This window comes from Pseudomonas sp. LLC-1, from assembly GCF_002992185.1.
Classification (GTDB): domain Bacteria; phylum Pseudomonadota; class Gammaproteobacteria; order Pseudomonadales; family Pseudomonadaceae; genus Aquipseudomonas; species Aquipseudomonas monteilii.
The window spans coordinates 1-628 of record NZ_LUVY01000042.1 but is presented as its reverse complement, the minus strand read 5'-3'; the positions used below and the strand labels follow the sequence as shown (position 1 = coordinate 628).

The following is a 628-nucleotide window of genomic DNA, read 5'->3' as shown; positions in this document are numbered from 1 at the left end:
GAGTGGATGACTAGCTTGGGCTTTTCCCCCAGACCACCAAGCGCCTTTTCCAGCATATTCCCGACGAGGTCATAGGTAGGTCGGCTGGCCGTTTCGTAGGCAATGACCTCGCCGTTGTATAAATCCATCACTGGCGACAGGTAGAGCTTCTGCTGTGCCACCTTGAACTCTGTGACATCAGTCACCCATTTTTGATTGGGGCGTTGTGCGACGAAATTGCGCTCCAACAGATTCCTGGCCACCCTGCCGACCGTACCTCGGTAGGAGCGGTACTTTTTCGGACGCACGATTGACTGCAGACCGAGTTCAGCCATCAATCGCTCAATGACCTTCTTGTTGACCAGGGTCCCTTGGTTTCTGATCGCAAGCGTAACGCGCCGATAGCCATACAGCCCTTTTTCCTCGTGGTAGACGCGCTGTACCACCTCTTTGAGCGCAGCATGCTTGTCTGGCTTCTGCTGGCATTTGACCTGGTAGTAAAAGGTGCTGCGCGCTAACCCGACCATCTGGAGGAGGTCGGGTAAGGGGAATTCGCACTTGAGCTTGCGGACGATCAGGGCTTTTTCGTCCGTGTTCGTTCCTTCTCCTCGCGGAGAGCCTTTAACTCCTTTAGGACAGCATTCTCCAT

The 628-nt window shown here is 54.5% G+C and carries 1 pseudogene; it reads right to left on the bottom strand.

The annotated features are described in order from the left end of the window. Positions 1 to 628, bottom strand: a pseudogene (locus A0O30_RS27590) (IS3 family transposase); the annotation flags it as partial.